2 protein-coding genes are annotated in these 6,110 nt (G+C 73.5%); both read right to left on the bottom strand.

Going from position 1 to position 6,110, the window contains the following annotated elements:
* Nucleotides 1-1,334 (bottom strand): type I polyketide synthase (locus B056_RS0106835; protein WP_195905852.1); only part of this gene is annotated, 1,334 nt, incomplete at its 3' end.
* Nucleotides 1,335-1,566: 232 nt separating this feature from the next.
* Nucleotides 1,567-6,057, bottom strand: a complete 4,491-nt coding sequence (locus tag B056_RS43510; protein WP_407672324.1) for an SDR family NAD(P)-dependent oxidoreductase — start codon at nucleotides 6,055-6,057, stop codon at nucleotides 1,567-1,569.
* Nucleotides 6,058-6,110: the final 53 nt, after the last annotated feature.

The raw sequence follows: 6,110 nt of genomic DNA, 5'->3' as shown, positions 1-6,110 counted from the left end.
GACACCGCCGCCCGCCGCGGCCGGTCCACGTCAGCGGCCCACGGCCGGGCCTCGGTCAGCAGCTCCACCGACCCCTGCGACCAGTCCACCTGCGACGACGGCTCGTCCACGTGCAGCGTCGGGGGCAGCACCCCGTGCCGCATCGCCTCCACCATCTTGATCACACCGGCGACGCCGGCCGCGGCCTGCGTGTGACCGANGTTCGACTTGACCGACCCCAACCACAGGGGCCGACCCTCCGGCCGATCCTGGCCGTAGGTCGCGATCAGCGCCTGCGCCTCGATCGGATCACCCAGCGTCGTACCGGTCCCATGACCCTCGACGACATCCACCTCGGACGTCCCCAGCCGCGCACTCGCCAGCGCCTGGCGGATCACCCGCTGCTGCGACGGNCCGTTCGGCGCCGTCAGACCGNTNNNNGCNCCGTCCTGGTTCACCGCACTGCCCCGCACCACCGCNAGNANCGGNTGGCCGTTACGGCGGGCGTCNGANAGCCGCTCGACGAGCAGCATCCCGACNCCCTCACCCCAGCCGGTGCCGTCCGCNGCNNNNGCGAACGACTTGCAGCGGCCGTCCNCNGCCAGNCCNCGCTGNCGGGAGAAACCCACGAACGTCCCCGGCGTCGCCATCACCGTCACACCACCGGCCAACGCCAACTCACACTCACCGGACCGCAGCGCCTGCACCGCCAGATGCAACGCCACCAGCGACGACGAACACGCCGTGTCCACCGTCACCGCCGGACCCTCAAGACCGAACGTGTACGACACCCGACCCGAGACCACACTCCCGGAATTCCCCGTCCCGAGATATCCCTCGACCTCGTCCGGAACCACCAGAAGCCGCGCCGCATAATCGTGGTACATCAGACCCGCGAAAACCCCGGTCCGGGAACCCCGCAGCCCCAGCGGATCGATACCCGCCCGCTCGAACGCCTCCCACGACGCCTCCAACAGCAGCCGCTGCTGCGGATCCATCGCCAACGCCTCACGCGGGCTGATACCGAACAGTGCCGCGTCGAACTCGGCGGCGTCATACAGAAAACCACCGTCACGTGTATACGACGTCCCCGGATGATCCGGATCCGGATCGTAAAGACCCGCCAGATCCCATCCACGGTCCGCCGGGAAGCGGCCGATGCCGTCACCACCCGAGGCGACCAGCTCCCACAGGTCCTCCGGGGAAGCCACCCCACCCGGGTAGCGGCAGGCCATCCCCACGATCGCCACCGGCTCGCGGCTGGTCGACTGCAGCGCGGCCAGCCGCTGCCGGGTCTGGTGCAGGTCCGCGGTCACTCGTTTCAGGTAGTCCCGAAGCCGTTGCTCGCTCGACACCAGAGCCACCTCACTCCAGAAAAACCGGGTCACACGGCCGGGGTTGACGCGCAGACGGCCGGAGGTCACGCGCAGCAGAAATCCGGCTCCAGCCGATTAGCGACTCGAGCCGAACAACAGCTCCAGCCGGATAAGCGACTCCAGCCGGATAATCAGTGGAGCCAGTCCTCCCACCGATACCCGACACTATGGTCGGCCGTCGCCGGTCACAACCCCTAGCTCGCCCCTAGGGCTACTCGGCGTCCAATCCCAGTTCGTTGTCGATGAATGCGAACATCTCGTCGTCGGTGGCGGAATCAAGTCGCTCCACCACTTCGTCATCGGACCCGTTCCCGAACAGGGACAGCAGGGCCTGAAGCCGGCCGGCGACCTGGGTCCGTTCCGTTTCACTCAGCCCGTCGGGCAGCACCGCGGACTCCAGCCGGTCCAGCTCGGCCAGCAGTCCGCCGGCCGTCAGGCCTGCCGCTGCCGCGCCGAACGGCCCGGCGCCGGCCGGCCCCGCGCTCGCGGCTCCCACCGGCACCGCGCCGTTCGGCGCGTTGGCGGCGGCCAGGGTCGCCTGGAGGCGCTCCCGCAGGTGCTCGGCGAGCGCCGCCGCGCTGGGGTAGTCGAAGAGCAGCGTGGCGGGTAGCCGCAGGCCCGTCGCGGCGTTCAGCCGGTTCCGCAGCTCGACCGCGGTGAGCGAGTCGAACCCCAGGTCGAGGAAGCCCCTGGTGGGCGCGATGTCATCCGCGGCGCCATGGCCGAGGACCCCGGCGACCTCACCGCGCACGACCTGGAGCAGCAGCGCCGGATGCTCCGCCGCCGCCATGGCGGCCATCCGCCCCGCGAGGCTCGGCTCACCGGCACCGTCAGCCGCCCGGGCCGTGGCACGTGCCGGCACCGGCACCAGCCGGCGCAGCAGCGGCGGCAGGTCGTCCGGCGTGGCGCGCAGCACCCGCAGGTCGAGGTGGATCGGCACCGCCGGCACCGCGTCGGTCCGCAGGGCGGCGTCGAAGAGCTCCAACCCGTCGGCCACGCTCAGCGGGAGCACCCCGGCGCGGGCCATCCGTTGCAGGTCGACGTCGCCCAGCGCGCTCGCCATGCCGCCCTCCGCCCACGGCCCCCAGGCCATCGCCTGGCCGGGCAGCCCGTCGGCGCGGCGCCGCTGCGCCAACGCTTCCAGGAAGGCGTTCGCCGCCGCGTAGTTCGACTGCCCCGGCGTGCCGAAGACCGCCGACGACGAGGAGAAGAGCACGAAGGCCGCCAGCTCCGCGCCCCGGGTCAGTTCGTGCAGGTGCAGCGCGCCGTCCACCTTGGGCCGCAGCACCTGCACGATGCGCTCCGGCGTCATCGACTCGATGACGCCGTCCCTCAGCGTGCCGGCGGTGTGGACGACGGCGGACAGCGGATGCGGCGCGGGCACCTCGGCCAGCACCCGGGCGAGCGCGGCCCGGTCCGCCACGTCGACGGCCTCGACCGTCACGGTCGCGCCCAGCCCGGTCAACTCGTCGACGAGTTCCCGCGCACCGGCGGCGGCCGTCCCGCGCCGGCTGAGCAGCAGCAGCTGGCGGACGCCGTGCCGGCGGACCAGATGCCGGGCGACGTGCCCGCCGAGTGCCCCGGTTCCGCCGGTGACGAGCACCGTCCCCTCCGGCCCACCGAACGCCGCGCTGTCCGACACAGCGCCACCGGACACCGCGCCACCGGACACCGCGCTGTCGGGGCTGGGGACGGAACCGAAGCCGGGGACGACCCGGGCGCGGGTGAGCCGCGGCGCGAGCGGCGTTCCCGTCCGGAGGGCCGCCTGCGGCTCGCCACCGGCCACGACGTCGGGCAGGGTCCGCCACGACGCCTCGGTACCGTCCAGGTCGACAAGCTGGAACCGGTCGGGATTCTCCTGCTGAGCGGACCGCAGCAGTCCCCAGACCGCCGCCGCGTGCGCCAGATCGTGGACGTCGCCACCCGTGCCGCTGGCGCTGCCCACACCGCCGCCGGCGGTCTGCACCGCACCGCGAGTGAGGACCACCAGTCGGGCGTCGGCCCGGTCGGGGGCGGCCAGCCACTGCTGCGCCAGCCCCGCCATCCGTACCGTCGCCGCCCGGACGGCCTCGGCGAGTCCGCCGTCGCGGGTGCCGTCCGGCAGGCAGGGCAGCAGCACGACCTCACTGGACGTCGGCACCCCCGCCAGGTCGGGATACAGCGTGAGCCCCGCCCGCACGGGATCGGACCCGAGAAGCTCGGCGACCCCGGCGGCGTCGGTGCCGACCACCGCCCAGCCGCCGGTGGACGCGCCACGCCCGACCGCGAACCGGTCCCAGTCGAGGGCGAACACCCGCTGGTGGCGGGCGCCGAGGTCGAGCCCGCCCGCCGGCAGCGGCCGGAGCAGGAGTGAGTCGACGGCGAGGACCGGCCGCCCGACCTCGTTGACGGCGGTCAGCCGGACCGCGGTGCCACCGGTGTCGTCGCCGGCCACGCTGATCCGCACCCGCAGCCGTGCGGCGCCCTGCGCGTGTACGGTCACCCCGGTCCACGCGAACGGCAGCCGCGCCTCGGCCTCGCTCCCGGCCTCATTCCCGGCCCCGGCCGGCGATCCGGAGGGCAGCGTCAGGGCGTGCAGCGCGGCGTCGAGCAGCGCCGGGTGGATCATGAACCGGCCCGCGCCACGCTGGGCGTCGTCGTCGAGCTCCACCTCGACGAACAGATCACCGTCGTGCCGCCAGGCGGCCCGCAACCCCTGGAAGGCGGGCCCGTAGCTGAGGCCCAGCGCGTGCAGCCGCTCGTAGCAGCCGTCCACCGCGATCTCCTGCGCGCCGGCCGGCGGCCAGGAGGCGCCGAGGTCCTCGGCGGCCGTCTCCGTCGCGCCCACCGCGGGCGCCAGGACGGCGCTGGCGTGCTGACGCCAGGACTCGTCCGGCTCGTCGGCGGGGCGGGAGTGGACCTGCAGCGACCGGCGCCCGGTCTCGTCGGCCGACCCGACGGTGACCTGCAGCTGCACGGCCTCCCGCTCCGGGATGACGAGCGGCAGGTGCAGCGTCAGTTCCTCGACCGTCCGGCAGCCGACGTGGCCACCGGCCAGTACGGCGAGGTCGACGAACGCGGTACCTGGAAGCAGCACCACCCCCGCCACCACGTGGTCGGCCAGCCAGGGGTGCGTCCGGGTCGCGAGCCGCCCGGTCAGCACCACCGCCTCGCCGTCGGCCATCGAGACGACCGCGCCGAGCAGCGGATGATCGGTCGTGGTGAGCCCGGCCGCGGTGAGGTCACCGACAGCGGCCTGCGCGCCGATCCAGTACCGCTGCCGCTGGAAGGCGTACGTCGGCAACACCACCGGCCGCGCACCCGCAGCGGCACCGGCACCGGCACCGGCGAGCAGTGCCCTCCAGCCGACGCCGACACCGTGGACGAACAGGTTCGCCAGGGCGGTCAGGACGGTCGTCGGCTCGTCTCGGTCCCGGCGCAGCGCGGACACGAACACGCTGTCGACCGACTCGGGCAGGCACTGCTGCGCGGCCGCGGTCAGAATCCCGTCCGGCCCCGCCTCGACGAAGCGGGTGACGCCCTGCGCGGCCAGCGTGGCCACCGCGTCGGCGAACCGGACCGGCCGGCGGACCTGCTCGACCCAGTACTCGGGGTCCGTCCACTGCCCGGGCTCGACCGGTTGCCCGGTCACCGTCGACACGATCGGCACCGTCGGCTCGGCGAAGGCAAGGCCGCGCACGACCGTGGCGAACTCGGCCAGCATCGGCTCCATCAGCCGGGAGTGGAACGCATGACTGGTCCGAAGACGCGACGACCGCCAACCACGTTCCGTCGCCAGCGCGACGGCGTCGTCGATCACGGATTCCGCACCGGAGAGCACGACGGCCCGCGGTCCGTTCACCGCGGCCAGATCCACCACGATCCCGGCCTCGGCCAGTGTGGCCAGGGCCTCGGCCTCGCCGACCTGCACCGCGAGCATCGCCCCACCGGCGGGCAGGGCCTGCATCAGCCGTCCGCGCGCCGCCACCAGCACAGCCGCGCTTTCCAGGGTCAGGACTCCCGCCGCGTACGCCGCGGTGATCTCACCGATCGAATGACCGGCCACCACCTCCGGGGTCACGCCAAGCTCGCGTAGCAAAGCGAGCACACCGACCTCGACCGCGAAGATCGCCGGCTGGGCATGGCCGGTCTGGTCCAGAAGTTCCGGCTCGTTGTCGATGACATCCCGGACCGGGCGGTCCAGCAGACCGTCCAGATGCGCGCAGGCCGCGTCGAAAGCGTCCGCGAACACCGGGAACGCCGCGTACAAACCCCGACCCATACCAGCCCGCTGCGCACCCTGACCGGTGAACAACACCGCCAACCGGCCAGACCCCGCGACACCGCGCACAACATTTCCAGCGGCCTCACCAGCCGCCAACGCACCCAGTCCGGCGACCAGGCCCACACGGTCACCAGCCAGCACCACAGCCCGGTGCGCGAGAACCGCCCGCCGGACCGTCGCCGCGGCAACGCCGGCCAGCTCGCCATCGGCGGTACCGACGACGCCGGCGGCATCAGCCGGACCCGCGGCAACACGCTGCCCCAGCCGAGCGGCCTGGGCGTGCAGCGCGGCCTCGTCATGGCCGGACAGCAGCACCGGCACCACCGGCAACGCAACCCGCGGTTCCCCGCTCCCGGGCTCGTCGTCCACAGGTTCGTCGGCCGGGGGCTGTTCGAGGATGACGTGCGCGTTCGTGCCACTGACCCCGAACGCGGAGATCCCCGCCCGCCGCGGCCGCTCACCGGCCTGCCAGGCCCGGGCCTCGGTCAGCA

The sequence above is a fragment of the Parafrankia discariae genome, assembly GCF_000373365.1.
GTDB classification, from domain to species: domain Bacteria; phylum Actinomycetota; class Actinomycetes; order Frankiales; family Frankiaceae; genus Parafrankia; species Parafrankia discariae.
This window is presented reverse-complemented; position numbering and strand designations above follow the sequence as displayed.